Annotated in this window: 18 protein-coding genes; 8 read left to right on the forward strand and 10 right to left on the reverse strand. The window is 73.7% G+C overall.

What is annotated here, in order from left to right; genetic code table 11:
- Nucleotides 1-110 precede the first annotated feature (110 nt).
- Complete coding sequence (locus tag QI554_RS05725; protein ID WP_281466545.1) at nt 111-3,506, forward strand: SCO7613 C-terminal domain-containing membrane protein; 3,396 nt, start codon at nt 111-113, stop codon at nt 3,504-3,506.
- A 40-nt stretch (nt 3,507-3,546) separates the two neighbouring features.
- On the opposite strand, the gene QI554_RS05730 is transcribed toward QI554_RS05725, so the two are convergent.
- The gene (locus QI554_RS05730) at nt 3,547-4,005 is read right to left on the reverse strand and encodes a MerR family transcriptional regulator (protein WP_281466712.1); all 459 of its coding nucleotides are present in this window, start codon (nt 4,003-4,005) and stop codon (nt 3,547-3,549) included.
- A 7-nt stretch (nt 4,006-4,012) separates the two neighbouring features.
- Here QI554_RS05730 and QI554_RS05735 point away from each other — a divergent pair, with 7 nt between their 5' ends.
- Nucleotides 4,013-4,783 carry a methyltransferase domain-containing protein gene (locus QI554_RS05735; protein ID WP_281466547.1) on the forward strand — a complete coding sequence of 257 codons (771 nt, stop codon included), beginning with the start codon at nt 4,013-4,015 and terminating at the stop codon, nt 4,781-4,783.
- A gap of 146 nt (nt 4,784-4,929) precedes the next feature.
- Here the strand turns inward: QI554_RS05735 and QI554_RS05740 are convergent, their stop codons facing one another.
- A complete protein-coding gene (locus QI554_RS05740) occupies nt 4,930-5,418 on the reverse strand; it encodes a GbsR/MarR family transcriptional regulator (protein WP_281466549.1) in 489 nt (162 codons plus the stop codon).
- A 102-nt stretch (nt 5,419-5,520) separates the two neighbouring features.
- On the opposite strand from QI554_RS05740, the gene QI554_RS05745 reads away from it, so the two are divergent.
- Nucleotides 5,521-6,432, forward strand: coding sequence for an ABC transporter ATP-binding protein (locus tag QI554_RS05745; protein WP_281466551.1), 912 nt, complete (start codon nt 5,521-5,523; stop codon nt 6,430-6,432).
- Nucleotides 6,429-8,012 (forward strand): ABC transporter permease, encoded by a 1,584-nt coding sequence (locus QI554_RS05750; RefSeq protein WP_343230762.1) that lies wholly within the window; start codon nt 6,429-6,431, stop codon nt 8,010-8,012. Before QI554_RS05745 ends, QI554_RS05750 begins: the two co-directional genes overlap by 4 nt.
- 120 nt (nt 8,013-8,132) lie before the next feature.
- Here the strand turns inward: QI554_RS05750 and QI554_RS05755 are convergent, their stop codons facing one another.
- The gene (locus QI554_RS05755) at nt 8,133-8,642 is read right to left on the reverse strand and encodes a winged helix-turn-helix transcriptional regulator (protein ID WP_281466553.1); all 510 of its coding nucleotides are present in this window, start codon (nt 8,640-8,642) and stop codon (nt 8,133-8,135) included.
- 110 nt (nt 8,643-8,752) lie between these two features.
- On the opposite strand from QI554_RS05755, the gene QI554_RS05760 reads away from it, so the two are divergent.
- Nucleotides 8,753-9,247, forward strand: a complete 495-nt coding sequence (locus QI554_RS05760) for a tautomerase family protein (protein WP_281466555.1) — start codon at nt 8,753-8,755, stop codon at nt 9,245-9,247.
- 75 nt (nt 9,248-9,322) lie between these two features.
- Here the strand turns inward: QI554_RS05760 and QI554_RS05765 are convergent, their stop codons facing one another.
- The 3 genes from QI554_RS05765 to QI554_RS05775 all read right to left on the reverse strand — a co-directional run bounded on the left by QI554_RS05765 (nt 9,323) and on the right by QI554_RS05775 (nt 12,422).
- On the reverse strand, nt 9,323-10,057 hold the full coding sequence (locus QI554_RS05765; RefSeq protein WP_281466557.1) for a DUF4097 family beta strand repeat-containing protein: 735 nt from the start codon (nt 10,055-10,057) through the stop codon (nt 9,323-9,325).
- Nucleotides 10,058-10,209: 152 nt separating this feature from the next.
- The gene (locus tag QI554_RS05770) at nt 10,210-11,127 is read right to left on the reverse strand and encodes a ketopantoate reductase family protein (protein WP_281466559.1); all 918 of its coding nucleotides are present in this window, start codon (nt 11,125-11,127) and stop codon (nt 10,210-10,212) included.
- 107 nt (nt 11,128-11,234) lie between these two features.
- Nucleotides 11,235-12,422 carry an MFS transporter gene (locus QI554_RS05775; RefSeq protein WP_281466561.1) on the reverse strand — a complete coding sequence of 396 codons (1,188 nt, stop codon included), beginning with the start codon at nt 12,420-12,422 and terminating at the stop codon, nt 11,235-11,237.
- 47 nt (nt 12,423-12,469) lie between these two features.
- Here QI554_RS05775 and pdxR point away from each other — a divergent pair, with 47 nt between their 5' ends.
- Nucleotides 12,470-13,879: a MocR-like pyridoxine biosynthesis transcription factor PdxR gene (gene pdxR / locus QI554_RS05780; RefSeq protein ID WP_281466563.1), complete on the forward strand. Its 1,410-nt coding sequence runs from the start codon at nt 12,470-12,472 to the stop codon at nt 13,877-13,879.
- Nucleotides 13,880-13,906: 27 nt separating this feature from the next.
- Here the strand turns inward: pdxR and QI554_RS05785 are convergent, their stop codons facing one another.
- Nucleotides 13,907-14,767 carry a glycoside hydrolase family 16 protein gene (locus tag QI554_RS05785; RefSeq protein WP_281466565.1) on the reverse strand — a complete coding sequence of 287 codons (861 nt, stop codon included), beginning with the start codon at nt 14,765-14,767 and terminating at the stop codon, nt 13,907-13,909.
- A gap of 444 nt (nt 14,768-15,211) precedes the next feature.
- On the opposite strand from QI554_RS05785, the gene QI554_RS05790 reads away from it, so the two are divergent.
- Both QI554_RS05790 and QI554_RS05795 read left to right on the forward strand, forming a co-directional pair.
- A complete protein-coding gene (locus tag QI554_RS05790) occupies nt 15,212-15,850 on the forward strand; it encodes an ankyrin repeat domain-containing protein (protein ID WP_281466567.1) in 639 nt (212 codons plus the stop codon).
- A gap of 156 nt (nt 15,851-16,006) precedes the next feature.
- Entirely contained in the window at nt 16,007-16,579 is a 573-nt protein-coding gene (locus QI554_RS05795; protein WP_281466569.1) for a hypothetical protein, read from the forward strand.
- Nucleotides 16,580-16,971: 392 nt separating this feature from the next.
- Here QI554_RS05795 and QI554_RS05800 read toward each other — a convergent pair whose 3' ends face one another.
- From QI554_RS05800 to QI554_RS05810, 3 genes are all read right to left on the reverse strand, one after another.
- Nucleotides 16,972-19,167, reverse strand: coding sequence for a serine/threonine-protein kinase (locus QI554_RS05800; RefSeq protein WP_281466571.1), 2,196 nt, complete (start codon nt 19,165-19,167; stop codon nt 16,972-16,974).
- Nucleotides 19,168-19,392: 225 nt separating this feature from the next.
- The gene (locus QI554_RS05805) at nt 19,393-21,912 is read right to left on the reverse strand and encodes a DUF7617 domain-containing protein (RefSeq protein WP_281466573.1); all 2,520 of its coding nucleotides are present in this window, start codon (nt 21,910-21,912) and stop codon (nt 19,393-19,395) included.
- 287 nt (nt 21,913-22,199) lie between these two features.
- The gene (locus tag QI554_RS05810; RefSeq protein WP_281466575.1) at nt 22,200-22,526 is read right to left on the reverse strand and encodes a hypothetical protein; all 327 of its coding nucleotides are present in this window, start codon (nt 22,524-22,526) and stop codon (nt 22,200-22,202) included.
- Between the last annotated feature and the right edge of the window lie 20 nt (nt 22,527-22,546).

Genomic DNA, 22,546 nt, shown 5'->3' on the forward strand with positions numbered 1-22,546 from the left:
CGCACGCAGGCCCGTTCGAGACGTGCGGTCGGTGCGGGTCGCGGGTCGCGTGCTTGTGCGGCGGTCCGGGCCGCCCGCGCGTGACCGCGAGGCGCTCAGGGGAGTTGGCGATGATCGACATCAGTCTGCTGGCGGATCCCGCCAGGTGCCCGGACTGCGGCGGACCGCTGTCCGCGCCGCTGCCCCAGGCGTGCGGGGCGTGCGGACTGCCGCTGCGCGGGGCGATGGCCGTCGAGCTGTGGCACGTGAGCGCGCAGGCTCGGCACCTGCTGGAGCGGCGGCAGGTGCTGCTGGACGGGCTGCGGGCGTGGGCCGTCACGGCACCCGCCGCCGTCACCACGACGTCTGACGTGGCTTCAGCCGACGCTCCGGTCACCGCTCCGACGGTGCCGCAGCCCGCGCCGGCACCTGTCGCCCCGGCGTTCGTCCCTGCTCCGCCCCCGTCGTCCGCGTACGTGCCGCCGCAGTCGCCGCCCGCGTACGCGACGCCATGGCCCGCGTCCACCCCGCCCGACCCCGAGGTCGGCCGCCGCCGGGTCGCGCGGTTCTTCCTCGGCACCGGCGTCCTGTTCCTCGTCGTCGCGGCGGTCATCTTCGTCGCGGTCACCTGGCAGCGCTCCGGCACCGGCGGCCGGGCGATCGTCATGGCGCTGATGCTGCTCGCGGCGGTGACCGGTTCCGCACTCGCCGAACGGCGCGATCTGCCTTTGACCGCAGAGGCGTTGGGTGCTGTCTCGGTGGCACTCGGCCTGCTCGACGGATACGCGGCGTGGGCGGCGGACCTGGCCGGTCTGCGCGGTGTCGACGGTCTCCTGGTCACCGCCGTCACGCTCGCCGCGGTCGGCGGGGGCGCGCTGGCCGGGAGTCTCGTGCTGGGTCTGCGCACGCTGCGGGTCTCGGCCGCGCTGCTGTTGCAGGCACCACTCCCTCTGGTGGCCGGGTGGATCGGCGTCGCGCAGGACTCACGGGTGCCGCTCGCGGTCGGATTCACGGCTCAGGCGGCGGCCGAAATGCTGTTGTTGCACTGGATGTTCCGTACGCACGCGGCCGCCGAGGCGACGGCCAAGGCGGACGCGCACGCGGCCCGCACCGGCGCGTCCGGCACGGTGCCTCGCTCCCCCGCGATCCGCATCGCGCTGCTGGCGGCGGGCGTCTACTGGTTCGCCGCGTTCGGCCTGGCACTGTCCGAGACGGGCGAGGGCGCCGCGGCGTTCTCGATGCTGCTGGTCGCTGCGACGGCCGGGTTCACGGCGTGGCTGATGCGCGCGTTCGCCGTGATCCGGCACGTCGCCTCCGGCGCGTGTGCGGCGGCGCTCTACCTCGCCGTGCCGATGGCGCTCGCGTTGCTGCCGAACGACGCGAACGACGACGACCTTTCGACCGCGTGGGCGGCGGCATACGTGTCCGTCTTCACGCTGGTGGCGGTGGCGGTCGTGTACGCCGTGCGACGGCCGTACCGGCGCGGCGCCCTGATCGTGCTGGCGGTGCCGGCCGTGGCGGGTGGGATCCAGGCGCTCTATGCCGTCGGTGCGGCGGTGTTCGCCCCGGCCTCGTGGCTGTCGACGCCCTGGTCGTCGGACCACGAGCGGCTGGACGCACGGGAGTTCCTGTCGCCTCGGCTGGCGTGGCAGTGGGACTTCGGGACCGCGCCGCTGCTGGGCGTCGCGGCGGCCGGGCTGACCGCGGCCCTCACCGCGCACCTGCTCGGGAGGCGCGGCATCGCGTGGATCGCCCTCGCCACCACGGTGGCGGCCGAACTCGCGGTCGTCCCCTGCTCGTTGGACATCCCGTCGGCCGTGGCCATCGGCTACGACCTGGCGGTCGGCGTCGGGCTTGTGGTCGCCGCGGCGCGGCTCAAGGGCCGCCCGGCGGACACCGCGCGCGGCGTGGGGCTGCTGTTCGTCGCGCTGAGCGTCGTGTGGTCGCTGGCCGACAAGGAGGTCTCGATCGCCACGTGGGCCGCGGCCGCGCTCGCGCTGGCGGCGCTGATCGGCGCCGTACCGGCGATGTGGCGTCCCGGACTGGCGGCGCCGGCTTCGGCGTTGGCGTTCTCGGACCTCGCGATGGCGGCCGCGTGGCGGGAGATGGACCGGCAGGTCGCGGGCGCCGGTGTCGCGGCGGTGGGCGCGCTGGTGCTGGTCGCCGCCGTACGGGCGTCCCGGCGGTGGCCCACGGAGGCCTGGGCGGTCGCCGCGGTCTCGACACTCGCCGCGCTGACCGGCGCCGCCACCGCGGCGGACCGGCCCGGCGCGTTCGCGATCGCGTTGGGCGTACTGGCCGTCGCCGCAGTGGCGGCTGCGCGGCTGGACGCTCCGGCGCGTACGGCGGCGTGGTCGGCCCCGGCGGTGCCGGCCGCCGTGGGGGCGGCGGCGTTCGGCGCACGGGCGACCGGCGCCGGGCCCGCGTGGTCGGCGGTCGCGGGGGCCTTGGTGGCGGCACTCGTGCTGGCCTTCGCGCCGAACGCCTCGCCGCGCGGCGTGTCGCTCGACAAGGACGACGACGCTTCGCCGACCCGGCGAACCCTCTCGTGGACACTCGAACTCACCGCCGCCCTCGCCTACATCGCGACGGCCCTGACGTCCGCCCAGGAGACCGGACCACTCACCGCCGTCCTCGCCCTCGGCGTCGTCGCGGCGACAGCGCGGGTGCCGGAAGGCCGGTCCGCGTTCCGCCCGGTGTGGGCCCCGCTGGTGGCCGGGCTGCTGGTCGCCACCGCGGCGGCCGGTGCGTCCGCCACGGGGATGACCGCGGCGCACGCTGCACTGACCGCGGTGACGGTGGCGGCGGTGCTGTTCGTCCTGCTGCCGCAGCTGCCGCACGCGATCGTGCCGCAGGTGGACCCGACCGCGGCGGTGCTCGCGGTCGGCGCGGCGGCGGGCGCGGTGGGCCCGGGCGCGGATCTCGAACGGGTATGGATCGCCTTGGCGATCGCGGGCACGGCGGCCGTCCTCGCCGGGACGCTCCCGACCCGGCGCGGCGACACCGGACCCGTGCCGGCGGTGTCTCGGCTGTCGGGCGCGGTCCTGCTGCTGGCGGCGTACTGGGACGCGCTCGGCGTGCGCGGTGTGTCCGTGGTCGAGGCGTACACGCTGCCCGCGGGGCTCCTAGGCCTCGCCGCGGGTTGGCGGCTGCGGCGAACCCGCACCGACCTGCGCTCGTGGCCGGCGTACGGCGCGGGCCTGGCGCTGACGCTGCTGCCTTCCCTCCCGCAGGCCGTCGCCGACGACGGCGCGATCCGCCCGGCCCTCCTCGGCGCGGCCGCCTTCGCCACCCTGCTCGCGGGCGGCCGGTTCCGCCTCCAGGCCCCGCTGGTCATGGGCGCGGCGACCCTCTCCGTGGTGGCGGTCTTCCAGCTCTCGACCCCGGTCCTGGCCGCCTACCACGCCCTCCCCCGCTGGGCCGTCTTCGCCGGCGCGGGCGTCGCCCTGATCCTCCTCGGCTGGGGCTACGAACGCCGCCTCCGCAACCTGGCCCGCCTGGGCCGCTCGGTCCGGGCCCTGGACTGACCGCCCACGAACGTCGTCGGCGCGGCCTGAGCTCCGGCCATCAGAGCCGGCCCCCGGCAGGGCCTTCGAGACCGACGCGTTCGGCGATGAGGCGCTGGTAGTTCGGACAGCGGGTGACGTCCTCGTGTCCGCAGCGCAGGCCTCCTTCGATGAGTTCCAGGGACGCCTGGGCTGCGGCGATTCTCGATCGGAACTCCTCGGCGGCGGGGCGCAGGACTTCCTGCCGGCCGGCGCGGTCGACCGCTGCGGACAGGCTCCTGATGGCGTTCAGACCGAGGCCCGCCTCCTTCAGGAGGAGGATCGTGGCCACGCGGGTGAGGTCGTCCGCGCCGTAGCGGCGGCGCCCGCCGGCGTCCCGGCCGGGGCTCAGCAGGCCCATCGCCTCCCAGTGCCGCAGCACATGCGTGGCCAAGCCGAAGCGTGCCGCCAGCGCGCCGATGCTCAGGGTGTCGGCGCCGCTGTCGTCGCTTGACTTCATGCCGACATTAAGTCGCAGCATGACGTGCATGTCCACGAACCATGAAGCGGTGGAAGAGCACCGCGACACCGACGCCCTGCTGGCCGTCCTCGACGCCGCGGACCGGATGCCGGGCGCGGCTCGGCTGCGGGACCGCTCGTACGAACTGCTGTCCCTCGTCCCGGGCTCGACCGTCGTGGACGTCGGCTGCGGCGCGGGACGGGCCGTCGCCGAGTTGGCTGGACGCGGGGTCCACGCCGTGGGTGTGGACCCCGACGCGCGGATGCTGGCCGCGGCCCGGTGCCGGTGGCCTGAAGCCGAGTTCCGGGAGGCCGGGGCGGAGGATCTGCCGTTCGCCGACGCAAGCGTGCGCGGCTACCGGGCCGACAAGGTCTTCCACGTACTTCACGAGCCGGGGCGCGCGGTGGCGGAGGCGCGACGCGTGCTGTGCCCGGGCGGCAGGATCGTGCTGGTCGGTCAGGACTGGGACGCCGTCATGATCGACTCGGACGACGCGGCGCTCACCCGCACCATCGTGCACGCCCGCGCCGACCTGCTGGGCACTCCCCGTGCCGGCCGCCAGTACCGCGGCCTGCTCGTGGCCGGCGGCTTCGCCGATGTCGCGGTCGAGGCGCACACCAGCGTGTTCACCGACCCCGCGATGCTGCCCCTGCTCGACAGGCTCGCCGAAGCGGCCTGCGCGAGCGGCGCCGTGGACCGCGACCGGGCGGACGAGTGGCTCGCCGAACAGCGCCGACGCGCCGAGACAGGCCGCTTCCTCGTCGCGGTTCCGCTCTTCGTGGCCTCCGCGTCCGCCTGAGGGGCTGCGGGCACGACGCCGGCGCGCCCGCGTCGTCGAACAGGTGCTGCCCAAAGGGGAGTTGCATCCAGCCCGGCGTCGGGTGCGGACGTGGGCCAGGGGTGCGCGTTTAGGACCCCGTCAGCTGAAGTCGGGAGCCACAGGCCTCAACCGGCTTCGGGGGCGGGGGCTTTCGACTGCTGCCTCGCGCGCCAGCGGTCCATCATTCCCGACAGTTCCTCCTGGAGGAACTCGAAGAACTCGACGGTCTCGGCGAGGCGTTCGCCCGCGGCGGTGTCGGGGCCGACGGCGGCGACGCCGGTGCGCAGGGTTTCCTCCCAGCGGACGAGCATGCGGTCGCGCGACGCGAAGGTGCGGAACCACTGGTCGCTGCGGACGCGGTAGCGCTCGCGGCGGGAACCCGGTTCGCGTTCGCGGGCGAGCATGCCGACCTGGCTGAGGTAGCGAACGGCGCCGGAGACGGCGGCCGGGCTGATCTGGAGGCGGTCGGCGAGGTCGGCGGAGCCGAGGACGCCGTCGTCCGAGGCGAGGAGGGCGGCGAAGACGCGGGCGGGCATGCGGGACATGCCGGCTTCGGCGAGTTCCGCGGCGAAGCGCTCGACGAACGCCGCGACCTGGTCTTCCGGTGTCGTCACCCTGCCCTCGCCTCCTCGGATCGTGTGCGTCGGCCAGCCTATCGGGGCCCTTCCCGCGTTCTTTATCTTCAGGATTTTCTGAAGACAGTGTAGATTCGGGTCATGACGACGGCAATCGACGCGACCGGCGTTCGGAAGACCTTCGGGCGCACGGTCGCCCTCGACGGACTCGACCTGACCGTCCGCGAAGGCGAGGTGCACGGTTTCCTCGGACCCAACGGCGCCGGCAAGTCCACGACCATCCGCGTGCTGCTCGGCCTCCTGCGCACGGACGGCGGTGACGTGCGCGTGCTCGGCGGGGACCCGTGGCGGGACGCCGTCGCGCTGCACCGGCGCATCGCCTACGTGCCCGGCGACGTGACGCTGTGGCGCAACCTGACCGGCGGCGAGGTCATCGACCTGCTGGGCCGGCTGCGCGGCGGCCTGGACCCCGCGCGGCGCGCCGCGTTGGTGGAGCGGTTCGAGCTCGATCCGACGAAGAAGGGCCGCGCGTACTCGAAGGGCAACCGGCAGAAAGTGGCCCTGGTCGCGGCGCTCGCCTCCGACGCCGACCTGCTGATCCTCGACGAGCCGACGTCGGGCCTCGACCCGCTGATGGAGGCGGTCTTCCGCCGCTGCGTCGCCGAGGAGCGCGACCGCGGGCGCACGGTGTTGCTGTCGAGCCACATCCTCAGCGAGGTCGAGGCGTTGTGCGACCGCGTGAGCATCATCCGCCAGGGCCGCACCGTCGAGGCCGGGACGCTGTCCGAGCTGCGCCACCTGACCCGCACCTCGGTCAGTGCCGAACTCGCAGGTCCGCCGGACGGATTGGCCCGCCTGACGGGCGTGCACGACCTGGCCGTCGACGGCAACCACGTCCGGCTGCAGGCGGACAGCGACCGCATCGGCGACGTGCTGCGCGTCCTCGTCGAGTCGGGTGTCCGCAGCCTGACCAGCAGTCCTCCGACGCTCGAGGAGCTGTTCCTGCGGCACTACCGCGACGAGGCCGACGACGAGGCGGGGGCGGCCCGTTGAACGCCTACGCCGGCACCGCCACCCTCACCCGGCTCGCGTTCCGCCGCGACCGCGTGATGATCGCCTCGTGGGTGATCGGCATCACCGCGGTGGTGCTCGGCAGCGCGAAGTCGTTCGCGAGCCTGTACGACACCCCGGCCAAGCGCGCGAGCTTGGCGCAGAGCACCAACGACAACGCGTCGCTGCGCGCGTTCTACGGCCCGGTGTTCGGCTGGGACGGCACCGGCGCGCTCACCGCCTGGCGGTTCACGGTCGTCGGGGCGGCGCTCGCGGGCCTGATGGCCGCGTTCATCGTCGTGCGGCACACCCGCGACGACGAGGAGACCGGGCGCCACGAACTCGTCGCCGCGGGCGCGGTCGGACGGCGCGCGCCGCTCACCGCGGCGCTTCTGACCGCGTGCGGCGCCGGACTCGCGCTGGGCCTCGCGGCCGCGCTCGGGCTCGCCGCGGCCGCCCAAGACGGCGCCGGGGCCTGGGTGTTCGGCCTCGGACTGGCCGCCGGTGCGGCGGTGTTCGGCTCGGTGGCCGCGGTCACCGCGCAGGTCGTCGAGACGGGGCGCTCCGCGCGTGGGCTCGCGGGGGCGGTGCTGGGCGCCGCGTTCGTCCTGCGCGCGGCCGGGGACGCCGCGACCGACGACGCCTCGTCGCCGCTGGTGTGGGCGTCGCCGCTCGGCTGGATCGAGAACGCCCGCCCGTACGCGGGCGACCGCTGGTGGGTGCTGCTCGCGCCGCTCGGCTTCGCGGCGGTGTGCGCGGTGGTCGCGTACACGCTGGCCGCCCGTCGCGACCTCGGCGCCGGGCTCGTCGCCGGACGCCCCGGGCCGCCCGTCGGATCGCCCGCGCTGTCGGGCCCGTTCGGACTCGCGTGGCGGCTGCACCGGGGCGCGTTGGCGGCCTGGGCGGCCGGCTTCGTGGTCGTCGGCGGCGTGTACGGGGGGCTCGCGGACAGCGTGGCCGACCTGGTGAAGGACAACCAGGCGGTGACCGACGTGATCACCCGCATGGGCGGCCAGTCGCGCATCACCGACGCGTGGCTGGCGAGCGCGGTGTCGTTCCTGGGGCTGCTCGCGGCCGTCTACGCCGTCCAGTGCGTGCTGCGGCTGCGCGGAGAGGAGACCTCCGGGCGCGCCGAACCGGTGCTGGCCGGGGCCGTGGGCCGGACCCGGTGGGCGGGCAGCCATCTGGCGTTCGCCGCACTCGGCCCGGCGGTGCTGCTGGCCGTCGGCGGCCTCGCCATCGGCCTGGCGCACGGCTCGCGTGCGCCCGAACTCGCGGGCGCCGCACTGGCCCAGCTTCCCGCGGTCTGGACGGTGGCGGCCGCCGCCGCGGCGCTGTTCGGCCTGGCCCCGCGCGCGACGGGCGCGGCGTGGGCGCTGATCGCCGTGTGTGTGGCGCTGGGAATGCTCGGCGAGGCGATCCAGCTGCCGCAGGCGGTGATGAACCTGTCGCCGTTCACGCACCTGCCCAAACTCCCGGGAGCGCCCGTGGAGTTGCTGCCGTACGCCCTGCTCACCGCCGCGGCCGCGCTCCTGGGCGCCGCCGCCCTGACCGGCACCCGGCGGCGCGACCTGGCGGGTTGAAGCGGAGGCAGGGGCCACGAACTCCCGCCACCGGGCGCCTCGATCGACAACTCCGCACGCAAGTGCCGCCACACCGACCGATGCCGCGGCCCCGGCGGCGCGCCGCTGTCGGGCACGCCGCTAGGCCGTCGCGTCGTCGCGGAGCCGGGCACCCGGCCCGGGCACCGGGGTCGCGTCGCGGGCGGTCAGGCCCCCCAGGGCGCCGTCGCCTCGGTGGCCGGCCTCGCAGACCAGCTCGACGTGCAGGCGTGCGCCGCAGTCGCGGTGTTCGAGCGCGACGGGCGGGCCCGCCTCGTCCGGGAGGTGTTTGTCGCCCCATTCCATGAGGGCGACCAGGGCGGGGAACAGGTCGGTCCCCCGGTCGGTGAGCCGGTACTCGAACCGCTCGCGCTTGCCCGGTTCCCGGTACGGGCGGCGGACGAGCAGACCGTGTTCGACCAGCGTCTGCAGCCGGGCGGCCAGCACGTTGCGCGCGACGCCGAGGGTGCTCTGGATGTCCTCGAACCGCCGTTGCCCGTAGAAGGCTTCGCGCAGGACGAGGAACGTCCAGCGCTCCCCCACGACGGCGAGTGTGCGCCCCACCGAGCAGTTGTCGCTCGCGTACCGGGTCCGGTCGATCGTGCCTGCCATGCGGAAACTCTAGACATGCTGGGTTGACGATCGCAACGCAGCCTGCCTACGCTCCCGACGCCATCTGGGTTTCGTATCGAAACTCAGAGACACCTGACCGGGAGACCGCCATGCCCATGCTCGACGTGTACATCCCCGAAGGCGCCCTGCCCGCCGACACCGAGCGCGAACTGCTCGGACGCCTCACGGACATCCTGCTCAGGGCCGAGGGCGCCGACCCCGCGAACCCGCAGGCCCGGTCCATCGCCTGGGCGTTCGTCCACCGCCCGGCCGTGTTCGTCGCCGGCGCACCCGCCGAGGAGCCGCGCTACCGCGTCGTCGCGAGCGTCCCGGAAGGGCAGCTCGACGACCGGCGCCGCGAGGCACTGGTCGCCGAGATCACCCGCGCAATCCTCGACGCCGAGAAGGGCCCCGGAGCGCACACCGCCCTCGACGCGCTGCGCGTATGGGTGTTCCCGCAGGAGGTCCCCGAGGGCCAGTGGGGCGGCGGCGGACACATCTACCGGCTCGCCGACATCGCGGGGTTCGTCCTCGGGGACGCGGAGGCGGGCGCGCGGTACGCGGCGGGCCGGCTCGCCGGGACGGCGGCGGCCGGGCGGGCGTAAGTCCCCCTCGCGGGGACGCGTCACGGGGACCCGTCACGGGGACGCGCCGCGCGGGACCCTGGGCGAACCGCCGTTCTAGCCCGCCGACTTCACCGTCAAGTCGCCGTTCGTCGTCGACAGTTCCAAGCGGTACTTGGCCGCCGGGTCGTTCTGGAACGCCACCTTCTGCTCGCCGTGGGAGACGTTCGCCGCGACCTGGTAGTCGGCGGGCGGCGCCGTGACCGTGAGACTGCCGTTGGTCGTACGGGCTTTGACGTTCTGCGGGGTGGCGGTCTGGATCGTCACGCCGCCGTTCGACGACTCGGTGTCGACGGCACCGCCATTGGCGTCGAGGACGTGGACGTCGCCGTTGGACGTGCGCAGCTTCACCGGGCCCTTAGCCGTGTACACCGAGGTCTGCCCGTTGCCGGTGTGCACGTCGACCGGGCCGACGTTGGTCAGCTTGAGGTTGCCGTTGGCCTCGCTCCCCGAGACCGGGAGGCCGGCGGGCACCTTGACGACGTAGTCGATGCCGCAGTTCTTGCCGCAGGCGGACAGCGTCAGGACGCCGTTGTCGACGGTGAACGACGCGCCGCTCGGCTTGTCGCCGTGGTAGGAGACCTTGCGGTGCACGGAGACCACCGAGGTACCCGCCGAAGCGTCCACCTCCACATTGCCGTTCTTGTTGTCGAGGCGGATCCCGGTGATCTGCTGGGGCAGCTGGGAGTCGTCCTCGAAGGTCTTGTCGTCGTGCGTGCAGGCGGCCAGCCCGCCGACGGTGAGCGCGGCCAATGCCCCGGCCGTAAGAAGGCGCGTGTGTAGGCGTCGCATGAGCATTCCCCGTGTGAGCGAATCCGATCGATGTTCAGCTACGTCGACGTTACGTAGCCGACGTTCCGCCCACGATGGGGACAACCCCCCAATGCCCGAACCGAGCCGGGCCGCCGCCGGAGCGGTCGGCCCGGCCGGTGCTCATGCGGCGACTACTGTGCACCGTCCCGCAGTTCGGTCACGAGCCGGGTGGTGAGCGGTACGGCGATGCCGTGGCGCTCCGCCGCGCGCAGCAACGCCCCTCCGATGGCGTCGAGTTCCAGCGGAAGGCCGGCCTCCGCGTCGCGCAGCATGGACGACTTGCTCTCGGCCGGGAACGCGTCGTAGCGGGCCAGGATCACGTCGACCTCGGCCTGCCCGCCGCACGCCCGGCCGACCGCGACCGTCTCCGCGACGAGCGCGGTCAGTTCGTCGCGGTGCTCGGTGCGGATCCCGCCGATGGGCCGGCGGTAGCGCGTGGTGAGCAGGGCGAACGGCGCGAGGAAGGCCAACTTCCCCCACATCGCCTGCTCCTCGTCGGGCAGGACGCGGGTGGTGACGTCGGCCGCGGTCAGCAGCGCGGCGAGCCCGGCGAGCCGGTCCTCGGCTCCGGCGAGGTCGATCTCGACGAACGGGCTTCCGTGTTCGATGATTCCGGGCGCGGTCCGGGCCGATTCGACGCGGATCACCGCGGGGACGACGCGGTCCGCTCCGTACCGGGTGCGCAGGACGTCGGTGTGCTCGATGCCGTTGAGCATCGGCACGACCAGCCCTTCGGCCACAGCCTTCGGCGGGACGCGGTCGAGGGCGGAGTCGAGCGAGGTGCTCTTGACCGCCACGATGCATACGTCGACCGGCTCGCGCAGTTCCGTGTCCGCCTCGACCTGGACGGCGAAGTCGCCGAACTGCCTGCTGTGGACCTGGATTCCGTGCTCGCGCAGGGCGGCCGCGGTCACGTCGCCTGCGACACAGATGACGCGGTGCCCGGCGCGGGAGAGCAGTGCGGCGAGCAGGCCGCCCACTCCGCCGGGGCCGACGACGGCGATGGTGGACGGGGTCGGTGCGTTCTCGAGCTGACGGGGCTCGGACATGGTGCTGTTCCTCTCGTACGCGGTCGGCACCCGAACGGGTTGCCGCTGCGGCCCCGCGTGAACAGGGCGGGGCCGGGTCCATCTTGCCGGACCGGGCGGGTTGATGATCAAGAGGGTTTCGGGCCGTCGCGCCGGTCGCGCCACGCCGGGCCGAGCGCCGCGAGCATCGCGAGGCCGGTGAGCGCGAACGCCCACGGGTAGCCCGTCCCGCCCGCGACCCAGCCGAAGGCGAGCGCGCCCGCGCCCATGCCCGCGTCGTAGGCGAAGTTCCACAACGCGCTCACCGTGCCGAATCCGGCGGGCGGGACGCGCGAGTACATCAGCGCGAGGGTGGCGTTCTGCGCGATGCCGAAGCCGGCCCCGAAGACGCCGACGGCCGCGACGACCGCGACCGGGCTGCTCGTCAGCGCCATGAGCACCGTCCCGGCCGCCGACAGCAGGAGGCCCGGGAGGACCAGCCGCGCCGAGCCGTGCCGGTCGCCGTGCCGTCCGGCGAGCCATCGGGACGCGGTGGCCGCCGCGGGCTGGACGAACAGCGCCACCGTGACCAGCCCCGTGGACGACGCCGACACGGCCAGGGGAAGGAACGTGACCACGATCCCGGCCGAGACGGCCGTGGTCGCGAACACCACCGCTGGACGCAGCAGTTCGCCGGTGCGCATGCCCTCGGCGAGGCTGACCGGCCGACCCGACGCGCGCATGCTGTCCGGCAGCCCGAAGACCGTGGGCACCGCGGCGAGCGCGGCCACCGCCCCGGCCACGAAGACCACGTCGTAGCCCACGTGCGCAGCCAGCCAGACACCCAGCGGCAGCGCGATCAGCGACGGCACCCCGCCGACGATGCCGACGAGCGCCAGCCCTTCGCCGCGGCGTTCCGACGGGATGAGCGAGGCCGTCAGCGCGCCGCCCGCGACGACGGTGAACGCGAAGCCGAAGCCGCGCAGCAGGCACACCGCCACGATCCACGCCAGGCCGTGGGACCACGTCAGCGCGAACGCGGGCGCGCCCATGAGGCCGAGGCCGACGGCCAGGACGGCGCGGTAGCCGTAGCGGTTGACGAGCGCGGGCGTGGCGAGTTCGCCGGCGACGGTGGCCAGCATGAGCGCCCCCGTGGCGAGCCCGGCGCGCCCGCCTCCCCCGCCGCCCTCACTCGCGTAGGCGGGGACGACGGAGAGCAGGAGGTAGAAGCTGACCGACGCGCCGAACATCGAGACGAAGCGCAGCAGCAACGGCCGTGTCACCAAGGGCGGTTGCTGTTCCCGAACGACGGTTTCAGGGTCATGGGGAGGCGTCATGGCACGACGGTAGGCCGCCGACCGGATCGCCGGTAAGATCCGGTCACATGCCTCTGGAGTGGTCCAGTTCGCCACCCGAACTACTGCTGGCCGTGGACCGGACGAGCAGCCGTCCACTGCGCGCACAGGTCGAGCACGGCCTGCGGGACGCCATCCGCACCGGCCGCCTGCGCGTCGGCGAACGCCTGCCGTCCACCCGGGAGTTCGCCCGCGCCCTCGGCCTCTCCCGAGGGCTTGTCCAGGAGTGCTACGCACAACTGCTGGCCGAGGGCTACCTGGTGACGCGGGCGGGTTCGGCCACGCGGGTGGCGGCGGGTGCCGTCGCACAAACCGGGCCCGCGCCGTCGTCCGGTGAAACACCGCGGCTGACCGTCGACTTCCGCACGGGCGTACCCGACCTGCGTTCCTTCCCGGTCGACGACTGGCTGTGGGCCACCCGTGAGGCGGCGCGCACGCTGCCGACGGCCGCGCTCGACTACGGCGACCCGCGCGGCAGCGCGGCCCTGCGGGAGGTGCTGGCCGCGTACCTGCGCCGGGTCCGCGCCGCCGCGGCCGACCCGGAGCACATCGTCGTCTGCGGCGGCTACGCCCAGGGCCTGACGCTCGCGCTGCACGTCCTCGCGCGCGGCGGCGTCCGGACCGTCGCGTACGAGAACCCCGGTTCGCCCGTGGCCGTCGGCGAGGCGGCCGCGGCGGCGGGGCTGCGCGCCGTCCCGGTGCCGGTCGACGAACACGGCCTCGACGTGGACGCGCTGGCCGCGACCGACGCCCGCGCGGTCGTCGTCACGCCCGCGCACCAGTGGCCGACCGGCGTACTGCTCGCCCCCGAGCGCCGCCTGGCGCTGCTCGCCTGGGCGCGCGACCGCGACGCCGTCGTCATCGAGGACGACTACGACGCCGAGTTCCGCTACGACCGCGAGCCGGTCGGCGCGTTGCAGGGCCTCGCCCCGGACCTCGTCATCGCGATCGGCACGGTGAGCAAGTCCCTCGTGCCGGCGCTGCGCATCGGCTGGATGGTCTGCCCGCCGCACCTCGCCGGCCCCGTCACCGAGCACAAGCACCGCAGCGACCGCGGATCGCCGACCCTCGACCAGCACGCCCTGGCCCGGCTGATCGAGTCGGGCCGCTTCGACCGGCACCTGCGGCGCATGCGGACGACGTACGCGCTGCGCCGCACCGCGCTCCTCGACGCGCTCGCCGAACACGCCCCCGGCGTGCGGGTCACCGGACTGGCCGCCGGCTTCCACGCCGTCGCGCACCTTCCGGAAGGCGTCGACGAACAGGCCGTCGTGGCGGCCGCGAAAGCGCGTTCGGTCGGCCTCTACGGCATGAGCGGGCAGCACGCGTCGCACTCCGCGACGCCGCCGCGTCTCGTGCTCGGCTTCGGCAACGTAGGTGAACGCGCCATCGCCGAGGGCGTCGCCGCGGTGGGCGACCTCCTGGCCGGTCGGTCGTAGCGTGCGGCGCGTCTGGAACGCCCCGGGTCAGCGGCCGTAGACCCGCACGTAGTCGACCAGCATCGTGGCCGGGAAGACCGTCGTGTCGTCCGGCGGGCCGGGCCATTCGCCGCCGACGGCGAGGTTCAGCAGGAGGAAGAACCCGTGGTCGAAGACCCAGGTCCGGCCCTCGGGCAGGGAGGCGCGGTCGAGGGCGAAGTACGGCGTGCCGTCGAGCGACCACGTGATCCTGTCAGGCGCCCACTCGACGGCGTACGTGTGGAAGGCGTCGCTCAGCGCGGCCCCGTCCGGCAGCCGGGTGCTGCCGCCCATGCCCTTGTCGCCGAAGCCGGGGGCGTGCGCCGTCCCGTACAGCGTGGCCGGGTCGCTGCCGAGGATCTCCATGACGTCGATCTCGCCGTTGGCGGGCCAGGGATGGCGCTCGATGTCCGCGCCGAGCATCCAGAACGCCGGCCAGATCCCCTGCCCTGACGGGATCCGGATGCGCGCCTCGAACCGCCCGTACTTCTGGGCGAAGCGGTCCTTGGTGTTGAGGCGCGCCGAGGTGATGTCGCAGGTGCCCTCGGGGCACGGAGCCATTCCCGGCAGGGTCTCGCGGCGCGCGGTGACGGCGAGGTGGCCGGAGCCGTCGAGCGAGGCGTTCTGGGGGCGATCGGTGTAGTACTCCCACTCGCTGTTGCCCCACGAGGGTTCGCCGCCGAGGTCGAAGCCCCACTTGCCGGGGTTCGGGCGAGTCCCGGCGGCGCCGTCGAACTCGTCGGACCACACCAGGCGCCAGGCGTCCGACGCCGGACGAGCCGGGTGGGAGTCGCTCCCGGACGACGAACAGCCGGTCGCGGCAGCCAACGCCAAGGCGAGCCCCAGCACCGCCGGTCGGATCCCGCGCACCGTTCGCCCCCGTCGTGTCGTACCGGGCCGGGCCCGCGTGGCCCGGCCGGTGCGCGAGGGCGGTCTCCCCCAAGATCCCGAGCGCCGCAGCAGCCTACCCGGCGCCGCGCCCGCTCGCGGACTCCTGCGTCGAGGGATCGCGCGCCAGACCTTCGCGGCGCGCCCTGTCCGAGCGCGAGCCCTCGAGGCAGGGATTTTCTAGCACAGCCGCGGACCGCCAACCGAGTGGCTGCCATGTGCCGCGAATCGCCTCCGCGCCCGCCGGGATCCGGCAACGTCCCACATTTTCAAGGGCGTTCCATGACGAGCACGATTCGGGCCGGAGGCACCCGATTACCCCAGATGGACCAACGCCCCGGCAACCGGGCCAGCCGTCAGTTTTCGGTAGCAGCGCAGCGCCCCGAGGTTGACCGGCAAGCTGAACATGACGGCTAGGGTCTCCGGATGGAGAAGCTGTTCCGGGCCGTTCGACACGGTGACATCGCCGTGGTGACGGCCTTGCTCGACAAAAACCCCGCGCTGGTCGCCGCGGTGCGCAAGCCCCCGCCGAAGAAGGACGCGGGGCAGCAGCCGCTGGGCGTCGCCCTGAAGACGGGCCGGTACGACATCGCCCGCCTGCTGCTCGACCGCGGCGCCGACGTGAACTTCATCGAGGCCCCGGAGATCAGCGGCCGCCAGCCCGTGATCAACGACGCGCTCGAGGCCGCGGTCGCGGGCGCACTGGGCAACCGCCCTGCGACCGGCGCCGAGAGCCTCGCGGTCCTGAAGCTCATGCTGGAACGCGGCGCGGACGTCAAGGCTCCGCACCCCGACACCCGGCAGCCGGTGTTGTGGTGGGCGGTCTTCCGCGTGAAGTACCGGCGGTGGGCCGAGCTGAGCGCCGACGAGGTCGCCCGGCTCACCCCGGTGTTCCAGGCCCTGTCCGACGCGGGCGCCGACGCGGACGCGACCGACGAGTGGATCTGGTTCTACGGATCGGGCGAGGTGGCCTCGCGCGAGCGGACGAGCGTACGCGCGCAACTGTCCACCGGAACCACCGAGCCGGCACGCAGCCTTCTGGCGATCCTCGACCGCATCGAGTGAGCTCCGGCTCAAACCAGCTGCGCGAACGCCGACGCGTGTCCGTCCATAAGTCTCGTACTCGGTCGTACGTGGAGGAGCCGGGCCTAGACCAGCGCCCGGCCCAAGGCGCGGCAGTGGCGGGCGATTAGACTCCCGGCCGAACCGGAGGGGGGCGCCATGTTCGTGGCGCAGTGGACGCCGCCGTCCGGCGTGGACTCCGGCCCGGTGGAGACGGGCCCGGCGTACACGCTCTTGACGATCGGCGCGGTCGTGGCCTGCCTGGGGGCACTCCTGCTCGCGGCGAAGGAGCGCCGGGGCGGCGGGTACCTCGTCGGTCTCGGCGTGACCATGGCCGCCTTGGGCGCGCTGGTGCTGCTCCTCAGATACAACCAGGACCGGTCCGAGAAGGACGCCCTCCACAACGCCGCGGAGTCGATCGCCAGGTCCGCGGTCGAGTCCGGCCGCCACTGCGCGACCGAGCCCCCGCCGTCCCCCTTCGTGTACCCGAGCGGCCTGTTGCCGGGCGGCGAGACGAGCTTCACGCCGCCGCCCTGCAGTCTGTCGCCGCGCGGCCAGGTGACGACCTACCTGCTCACCTCGGTGGGGCGGTTCCGGGCCGTGGAGGCCGCCTCGTTCGCCACGACGGGCGGCGTCACGGTGACCGACCCCCGGAACGGCGCCCAGGTCTGCGCAACGGTTCCGGACGACCCGCAGGGCACCTGGACCGTCAGCGACGGCCCCTGCCCCTGAGCCCGTTCGGTGTCGGCCGGGGGGTATGCGGCACCAAGGCTCCGGGGCGGGCCCGCCAGGGCCTGTCTGGTGAATCACGGCTTGGACCAGAGGAAGATCGCGGCCACGTGCAGCGCAGCTTGGTATCGCGTGGCGAGCTCGTCGGTGCGCACGGCGATGCCGCGCCACTCTCGTACAACCCTCCGGGGGCGGACGGCGCCCTTCGTCAGCATCCGCGAGCAACACCGTCGCGTTGCAGCGGAAGGCGCTTCCGGCTCGCAGGCGGTGGTGCACGTGTGCGGTTACATCGCGGCAAAGAGGTCGGGCCACCGGGCCACCGGTCCGAACTCGGTGGTGAGCCGTCGTCCCCGGCCGGCTCCTGCGCCGCGGCGGGCCGGGGAGGCCGGTCTGAGTCAGCCGACGATGTCGAAGGCGTACAAGTGGTTGTCGGAGCTGCCGATGTACACCAGCCCGCCCGCCACGACGGGATCCGAGGCGGAGTAGCCGTTTGTCGCGTACGTCCGCTTCTTGACGCCGGTGGCGGCGTCGAGCGCGTACAGATTCTTGTCGCTGCTGAAGACGTAGACCACGCCGTCGGCGACCGCCACCGCGTTCCAGACGTACCCTTCGGAGGCGAAGGTCCACTTCTTGGTGCCCGTCGCGGCGTCGAGTGCGTACAGGTTCTTGTCCTGGCTGCCGATGTACACGACCCCGTCGACCACCACCGGGCTCGCGTTGACGTCGTCGCCGGCCGTGTAGGTCCACTTCCTGTTACCGGTGGCGGCGTCGAGGGCGTGCACGTTTTTGTCGGCGCCGCCGCCGACGTACAGCACGCCGCCCGCCAGCGCCGGGGAGGAGAAGAGCTTGGGGCCGATGGTGTACGTCCATTTCTTGGTACCGGTGGTGGCGTCGAGGGCGTAGACGTTCCCGTCGGTGCTGGTGGTGTACACCCGGCCGTCCCGCACCAGGAGACGCGAATCGATCTCGCCGTGACCGGTGGCGGAGGTCCACTTCCTGGTGCCGGTGGCAGGGTCCAGCGCGTACACGTTTCCGGTGCGACAGGCGACGAACAGCACGCCGCCCGCCAGCGCGGGGGACGCGTCGACCTCGGCGCCCGCGGCGTGCACCCACTTCTCGGCGCCGGTGACGGCGTCGAGCGCGTAGACGTTCGCGTCGCTGCTGCCGACGTACACGACCCCGTTCGCCACCACCGGCGACGCTCCGACCCCGAGGCCGGTGGTGTACTCCCACTTCTTGGCCCCGGTGATCGCGTCGAGCGCGTACACCTTGTGGTCGCCGCCCCCGATGTAGACCACACCGTTCACGACCGCCGGCGACGATCCGACCCTCCCATCGGTCAGATACGTCCACGGCTTCCCGGGGGCGGAACGCTGCGCCGCGGGCGAGGGTGAGTCGGCCTCGTCGCCGGGGCCGGTCGGCTGGGACGCGGCCTGATTGCCGGGCGTGGCCTGCTGGGGCTTCCGGGGGTCGTCCGGGCCGTCGGTGAGGGTGAGGGCGGCGGTGACGCCCCCTGCGGCCACGGTCGCGGCGCCCGCGACGGCAAGCCACAGGAAGCGGCGACGGGCTGGGCGCGAGGTGTCTCCACCGGCGAGGCCACCTGCGGCCGGCCCTGGGTCGGGGCCGATGGTCACCGCGGCGTCGAGCGGAACCGCGTCCGGGTCGACCACGGGTGCGGCCACTACCGTCGTCACGGCGGGCGGAGCGGCGGGCGGCGCAGCGGGCCGAGACGGCGACGAGGCCTGAGCCGGAGACAGCGACGAAGCCGAAGACGGCGCCAGCGGCGCAAGCCCATCCACCACCGCCCGCAACCGCCGATGCACTTCCTCCGCCGGAGCAGGCCTGTCTCCCGGCTCCTTCGCGAGCAACTCCAGCACCAGGTCGTCCAGTTCGCCGGGGATCCCGGCGCGATGCTCCCCAGGGCGCGTAGGCGCCTTCCGCAAGTGCGCGTTCATCATCGACACCGCCCCCGTGGCCTGGAACGGCACCTTCCCCGTCAGCAGCTCGTGCAGGACGCAGCCGAGCGCGTACAGGTCCGAACGCGCGTCCCCGGGCTGCTCGTCGAAGCGCTCGGGCGGCATGTAGGCCAGGGTGCCCATCACCTTGCTGGAGTGGTTGGTGGACTCCACGAACCGGGCGATCCCGAAGTCCAGGATCTTGACCTGCCCTTCGGCGGTGAGCATCAGGTTCGCCGGCTTCAGGTCCCGGTGGACGATCCCCGCGGTGTGCGCGCGCCCCAGCGCCAGCGCCGCCTGCGCGGCCCAGTCCGCGGCGGTGGCCACCGCCGGAGGGCCCTGCTCGCGGAGTACCGCGGCCAGGTCGCGGCCGTCCACGAACTCCATGACCAGGTACAGCGCGCCGTCCGCGTCGTCCTGGCCGAGGTCGTACACGGTCACCACGCCCGGGTGGTGCAGCGCCCCGGCGGTGCGCGCCTCACGGAAGAACAGGGCCGCGCCCGAGGCGTCGCCCGTCGCGTGCGGGAGGAGCTTGACCGCGACGCGCCGTTCGATCAGCCGGTCCCGGCCCTCCCACACCTCCCCCATGCCGCCTCGCCCGACGAACCGGACCAGCTCGTACCGACCGGCCAACACCCGCACACGCAACCCCCGTTCGACCAACCGGCCACGCCACGCTCCGGCCTAAACCGGAAGGCCCCGCACGGCAACGCGCCCCAGCATCGCACTCCGGCCATGCCGGCAGCCCATAAGGCCCGCCTCGCGGCCCCGGGGCGAGGAACTCCCGTAACCCGAAGGCCCCTTCCCACCCGGCGGGAAGCCGGGCGGGAAGGGGCCGAAAGGCGGCGCGTCAGGCGTGGGTCACACCGGGTCGGGCACCGCGAGGAGGCACAGCAGCGAGCAGGCCACCGCCGCGGAGCGTTCGCTGGTCGTCGGCGGCGTGCCGGGCGGCGAGTTCGCGGCGACGAAGCTCGCGGACGCGGTGTTCTTCAGTGGCAGCGCCAGCAGGAACGAGTTGCAGTAGATCTGTCGGCTGCTCCCGGCGGCGAGGGTGAAGGTGCCGGCGGCTTGTCGGCACGACGGTGTGGTGGCGTCGTTGACGGTGGCGGAAGCGGCGTCCACCGGGCCCGCGTTGGTGACGGTGATCCGCCAGTGCGCGGTGCCCAACAGCCCGAGCAGGCCGACGGGACTGGTCTTCGCCCATGGCCCGGGTCCGCCGGGTGCGCAGTCGTGCGGGTTGAGCGAGCCGCAGATCTCCTTGTTGACGGTGATGTCGGGCTGGCAGGCGGCCCCCGGCGCCACGGTGGTGGTGACGGTGTTGGAGGTGAACGCGCCGGTCGGGTCGGCGCCGGTCGCGGTGTTGCTGATCGAGGTGGTCGCGCAGTCTGCGGTCACCGTGGTGCGGAAGCAGATCTGCGGCGGGTCGCCCCGGTACTCGACGACCAGCGCCGGGTGGTTGTCGCCGCCGAAGTCGCCCGCCGTGGTGAGGACGAGCTGCGCGGTGACGGTGATCGAGGGGTGGGCTGCCGGGTCGATGCCGGTCAGGTCGACCGTGCCGTCGGGGGCCAGGCCGGGGGTGGCGATCGCGGTGCCGTCCGGGCCGGTGACCATCGCCCGCGACGCGGCGAAGTCGACGTGCGTCAGGTCGAGTCCGGTCAGCCGCGCCCGGGTGTAGCCCTGGACGTTGCCGCTGCCCCCGTCGCAGTAGAAGTCGGCGGGCTTCAGCGTGACGCTCGCGCCGCTGTGCACGCACGGGCTGGCGCCGGTGGCCGGGTCGAGGGAGAACAGGTAGCCCGCGTCGCCGAGGCCGATCAGGCAGCGGGAGGTGGCGTCGTACGTGTAGCCGTAGTCGCGGGTGGCGCCGCCGTTCACGCCGGGGTGGGTGGCGGGCAGCGGGAAGCCGGCGCAGGGCGCGGCGGTCGTCCAGTCGTGGCAGATCGTGCCGCCGGCGAGGCTGCCGCCCCAGGCGGGGAAGTAGCTGCGGGTGCCGGCGGGGGTGGTGACGGTCTCCGGGCTGAACGTGAGCGTGCCGCCGGCCAGCGAGGACAGCGTCGCGGGCGCGGCGTGCGCGGAACCGTCGAGCCCGTAGCAGGTCGTCAGGACGTTGGGTCCGCCCGACGTGCTGGTGCACACGCCGTCGGCGTGCCCGGTGGTGTCGTACGAGGCGTAGGCGCCGTAGGTGTAGTAGCCGCTGTTGGGCCCGGCGTTGTGCGGGGTGGTCCAGCCCGCACAGGTGGTCGCGGTCGCGGTGTCGAAGCAGCCGAGCGCCGGCGGACCGGGCACCGTGGAGCCGCCGCCCTGCGGCGAGGAGGACGCGAACACCTTGCCGCCGACTGTGGCCGTGCCGCCGAGGTAGAGCGCGCCGGGGTTGCCGGGCAGGTCGTGGTTGGCGGCGACGATGGGCGCGTACGGCTGGCCGGCGCACGGGGTGCGGGTGGCCAGGGCCAGGCACAGCACCTGGCCGGTGTTGGCGACGCCGTACACGTTGTCGCCGACCTGCACCAGCCCCGCCAGGTTGTTCGCACTGCTCGGGGAGCCGCCCATGGTGGCCAGCGGGACGAAGCCGCAGTTGGCGCGCGCCGCCATGTCGACGCAGCCGACGCCGACCGCGGAGGTGGTCACCGCCGGGTAGAGCAGCTGGTCGGGGTGCTGCGGGTCGAGGACGTACTGCGGGGTCAGCGGGCTGCCGATGTTGCCGGTGGCGCCGCTGCCGAGCGGGCCGGGCGCGGTGTTGAGCGGGCGCGGCCAGGGGCCGCCGGTGCACGGCTGACCGAGCGTCAGGTTGAGGCAGACGACCTGCGGGGCGTTCGTCGCGGCGTGGTGGTAGATGTTCCACGACTCGATCTCGCCGCTGGGCGTGCGGTGCAGGACGGGCGTGAACCCGTCGCCGCCGGTGGGCTGCGGTGTCGGCTTCACCGGGCCGAGGGCCAGCGTGGCGAGCGAGGTGCCGCCGGCCAGCGCGAGCGGGTTCTCGGCGCGGACCGCCTTCGCGGCGGTCCCCGGGTCGGTGCCGGTGAACGTGCTGCCGTCGGTGGACCAGCTCGCGTTCCAGCCGGGCGGGACGCGCAGCGAACCGGGCACGTACGTCTGGGCGTTGCCCGCACCGGCCAGCTGGTCGGTGATGGCGGCCGGGGCGGGGGTGGTGCCACTGGTCGCGTTGCGGTAGCCGAGGGTCCAGTCCAGGGTGTCCCCGTGCTCGGCGGCCGCGGCCCCCGGGTGGGTGACGTTCCGGACGCTCTTGACCAGCGTGGACGGCGTTTCGGCGGCGCCGGCGGGGGCTACTGCCCCCATGCCGGTGAGCAGCAGGCCGGTGGTGATCAGCGCGGCCGTGGCGGCGCGCAGCGGGCGTATCGCGGCGGACGGTCGGGTCTGAGCGGTCAAACGCGGGCTTCTCAGCACAGGTTCTCCACCTCGGATCGACGATCGGACTGACGGTCAGTCAGGCCGGGGCCGTCGATCAGGCTAGGGCGGCGAACAGTTGGTTACAGGCCCGTTTTTTCCTATTGCTCACATGATGCAGCAATACGACCCGCCCCGACCGCCTACCGACCGCTCCTGACCCGCCACAGAACGACTAAACGCATCAGCGTGGACGGCTCCGGGTAGATCGACGCACGCAGCTCGATACGCGTGGAACGCCCTGTTGGCATTCGCCCCGGCCGCTCCGCTCACCACGACACCGGTGCCTTCGACCAGCCTTTTGGCACCGCGGGCTCGTAGGCCGTGAGAGCTAGATGTTCGCCGTGCTGGGCCCTCAGGACGTTGACCAGGATCTCGCTGCGCTCATCGAAGCGCAGGGTGAAGACCGGGTCGAGAACCGTCAGGAGGTCGAAGACCTCGCGATGATCGTCCGGCAGGCGCTCGGGGCCGAGTGATGCGTCACAGGCCCAGTCGCCGCCGGCGACGCGGATCGCAACCTGAACGTCGAACTCGCCCAAGCATGCGGACCCGTCGGCCCACCACTCCAGCGTGGCCGGCCCCCGATAGCTGTCCATCTCCCAAGTATTGCCGTCAG

The organism is Yinghuangia seranimata (assembly GCF_029953285.1).
Taxonomy (GTDB): domain Bacteria; phylum Actinomycetota; class Actinomycetes; order Streptomycetales; family Streptomycetaceae; genus Yinghuangia; species Yinghuangia seranimata.

Coding starts and splice junctions, on each gene's coding strand:
- QI554_RS05725 (WP_281466545.1), top strand. CDS start 111: ATGATCGACATCAGTCTGCTGGCGGATCCCGCCAGGTGCCCGGACTGC.
- QI554_RS05730 (WP_281466712.1), bottom strand. CDS start 4,005: ATGCTGCGACTTAATGTCGGCATGAAGTCAAGCGACGACAGCGGCGCC.
- QI554_RS05735 (WP_281466547.1), top strand. CDS start 4,013: ATGTCCACGAACCATGAAGCGGTGGAAGAGCACCGCGACACCGACGCC.
- QI554_RS05745 (WP_281466551.1), top strand. CDS start 5,521: ATGACGACGGCAATCGACGCGACCGGCGTTCGGAAGACCTTCGGGCGC.
- QI554_RS05755 (WP_281466553.1), bottom strand. CDS start 8,642: ATGGCAGGCACGATCGACCGGACCCGGTACGCGAGCGACAACTGCTCG.
- QI554_RS05760 (WP_281466555.1), top strand. CDS start 8,753: ATGCCCATGCTCGACGTGTACATCCCCGAAGGCGCCCTGCCCGCCGAC.
- QI554_RS05765 (WP_281466557.1), bottom strand. CDS start 10,057: ATGCGACGCCTACACACGCGCCTTCTTACGGCCGGGGCATTGGCCGCG.
- QI554_RS05770 (WP_281466559.1), bottom strand. CDS start 11,127: ATGTCCGAGCCCCGTCAGCTCGAGAACGCACCGACCCCGTCCACCATC.
- QI554_RS05775 (WP_281466561.1), bottom strand. CDS start 12,422: ATGACGCCTCCCCATGACCCTGAAACCGTCGTTCGGGAACAGCAACCG.
- pdxR (WP_281466563.1), top strand. CDS start 12,470: ATGCCTCTGGAGTGGTCCAGTTCGCCACCCGAACTACTGCTGGCCGTG.
- QI554_RS05790 (WP_281466567.1), top strand. CDS start 15,212: ATGGAGAAGCTGTTCCGGGCCGTTCGACACGGTGACATCGCCGTGGTG.
- QI554_RS05795 (WP_281466569.1), top strand. CDS start 16,007: ATGTTCGTGGCGCAGTGGACGCCGCCGTCCGGCGTGGACTCCGGCCCG.
- QI554_RS05810 (WP_281466575.1), bottom strand. CDS start 22,526: ATGGACAGCTATCGGGGGCCGGCCACGCTGGAGTGGTGGGCCGACGGG.